The organism is Anoxybacillus tengchongensis (assembly GCF_014201585.1).
GTDB lineage: Bacteria > Bacillota > Bacilli > Bacillales > Anoxybacillaceae > Anoxybacillus > Anoxybacillus tengchongensis.
This window is the reverse complement of sequence record NZ_JACHES010000024.1, coordinates 1-2,377: the sequence shown is the minus strand read 5'-3', so window position 1 is coordinate 2,377 and position 2,377 is coordinate 1. Positions and strand designations below refer to the sequence as shown.

Sequence of the window (2,377 nt, the reverse complement as noted above, 5' to 3'; positions counted from 1 at the left end):
TTACTACCTTACAGGAGGAGAGCCCATTTTTCATCTATTTTGCTTACATATCGGACAGGTTCCTGATTATACCAAATCAGGAACCTGTCTTTTTTCTCCCACAAACATTTTACTCATACCTGAAATGTGCTGGATTGACGGGTAAGCTTTTTAAGCATCGGGCATAGGAATAAACTAGGTGCCACGACCAATGCCATTCCGAGAAATGGGAATCCAGGTGAATACAAGTACAAGTATCCACTGACAAGTGTTAAAACCCCAGTGGTTAAACTCATGGCAAGTGATGCGTAGAGTCCATGAGCTGAAGGAATTTTGTCCTTACTAATATATTGATTAACAAAAGTCATGAATGCAAAGTGCGTGAGACCAAATGTTAAAGCGTGCAACGGTTGAGAAAACACAAAAACCAGTGGATTCTCAAAAAAATAGACACTTGACCAACGGATAATTGATGCAATCCCGGCCAATAGAAACATAGTCGCTACATCGAACTTAGTGAATACTCGGTTTGAAATGTAAAAGAACCCGATTTCAGCTAAGACAGCCAAAACAAGGATTCCACCAATATAAACACTATTGATTCCTATGTGTTTAAGATAAATAACTCCGTAATTATAATAGGCAGCATGGGTACCTTGTAAAACCATACTCAAGAGGAGACATATTAAAAATGATTTTGATTTCAGTAATTCAAAGGAACCTCCTGCCCGTTGAGAAAGCTTAACTCTTAAGCTTGATGGAGATCGAATTAATGATAGGATTAAAATGAATAGATTACCGAGTAAAAACAAATAGATAATATTGTTCGCATTTTTTGAGGCTACCCATCCTGTTAACACTGATGAGAGAATAAAACCGAACGATCCCCATAATCTGCATTTTCCATAGTCAATCCCATTTTCTTCTTTTGATAGAATGGAGGCCTTTGTCTCGTTGATAGGTAACAACATGGGATAGATGAGGCTGAAAAAGACCATTACTAACATAAGCCATGCCAAATTATTAAAAGGCAAAAAACATACTAGGATGATTAGAGATAAAAAAGCGACTATAAGCGAAACGTGTGATAACCAATACCTTTTGCACAAGGCAGGAAAAATGTACGAAGTTGAAAAAGCTCTTACTAGTAATCCGATGGATATCACGATCCCTGCTTGTTGAGCAGTTAACCCTTTTGTAATCAACCAAACGGTCCAGTACGGTAAGAAAATCCCCCAGGTGAAGAAAAATACAAAAAAGTTTGTGGATAACCATGTTTGTTTCATAATACTTCCCCTTATGTCAATACATTTTTTTTCGTTTTCTGAATGGTTTCAATAAGTTGTAGGGACAGTTCAAAAGCCTTTCTTTCTGAATCCGGATGATAGTTATTGGAGAAGGGATTAGCGAACCCGTGCTGTCCTTTAAACAACTCGACTTTTATCCCTGATTTACAGGATAATTGCTCGACGAGCCAGTTAACATTAAATGACTTTTCGTGCTCAGAAAACAGTAATAGTACGGGTAGTTTTGGGAATAAATTGAGATAGTCTCTAATCCGTGATCCATAGTAACCTATGGCCGCATCTCCTATGCCATAATGTTCGCAACATAACCAAGCTACGGTTGCACCGACGCTATACCCCCAGAACACAATGGTTTTGTATCGAGACTTTAAGGAATCTACTAAATTTAAAACTTGTTTTTTCGCTTTTCCAAATCCAATTTCATTTTTGAAATATTGGTAAGCATCTGCCTCATCATCATAATGAAAATGATCTCGATTTAATAAATTGGGGCAGTATACGTCATACCCTTTAGTGGCAATCATTTGAGCTACGTGTTTCATATGATCGTTAATCCCATAGATTTCATGTATTAGGATGACAGCAACATCAGAATAATTACAGTGTTTTAACATGATATGACAAACTCCTTATCCTTATAATTAAAGATAGAGGGGGTGTCGCACTCCCCCTCAGTATAGGAAGTTAGTATTTGATCGGCATTGTAACAATACCATGAAAGGTAGGGTTAGGCGTCCATTCAGGTCTTTCAAGATTATATAAAGGTGTAATGTGAGAAAAACGTTGAATAACTTCTTTTAAAATTTCGGCGATTTCTACGCGAGCAAATGCTGCAGCAATGCATGCATGATAACCACCACCAAAACCAATATGCTGTTTACCTGTCCGATTGATATCAAATTTTTCTGGATTTTCAAAAACGCGTTCATCACGACCAGCGGAACCGAGGAAGAAATAGACCGAATCTCCTTCACGAATAAGTTGGTTATGAATAGTGGGTCTTCACCATTTTCTGTGATTTCCACTCAATCCCAGAAACATGTTAGCTGGATGAAATGGGTTCATCAGTCAAGATCCTTCTTCCGCATACA

At 37.8% G+C, this 2,377-nt stretch carries 3 protein-coding genes; all 3 read right to left on the bottom strand.

The window, feature by feature from the left end; translation table 11 throughout:
• Nucleotides 1-113 precede the first annotated feature (113 nt).
• Complete coding sequence (locus tag HNQ82_RS14385) at nt 114-1,265, bottom strand: 3-phenylpropionate MFS transporter (RefSeq protein WP_075039479.1); 1,152 nt, start codon at nt 1,263-1,265, stop codon at nt 114-116.
• 11 nt (nt 1,266-1,276) lie between these two features.
• Nucleotides 1,277-1,900 (bottom strand): dienelactone hydrolase family protein, encoded by a 624-nt coding sequence (locus HNQ82_RS14380; RefSeq protein ID WP_066322962.1) that lies wholly within the window; start codon nt 1,898-1,900, stop codon nt 1,277-1,279.
• A gap of 70 nt (nt 1,901-1,970) precedes the next feature.
• Complete coding sequence (locus HNQ82_RS14375; RefSeq protein WP_343053513.1) at nt 1,971-2,279, bottom strand: cytochrome P450; 309 nt, start codon at nt 2,277-2,279, stop codon at nt 1,971-1,973.
• Nucleotides 2,280-2,377 lie beyond the last annotated feature (98 nt).

What these genes read in the sequence shown, in the direction of transcription:
- HNQ82_RS14385 (WP_075039479.1), bottom strand. Translation starts at nt 1,265, where the DNA reads ATGAAACAAACATGGTTATCCACAAACTTTTTTGTATTTTTCTTCACC.
- HNQ82_RS14380 (WP_066322962.1), bottom strand. Translation starts at nt 1,900, where the DNA reads ATGTTAAAACACTGTAATTATTCTGATGTTGCTGTCATCCTAATACAT.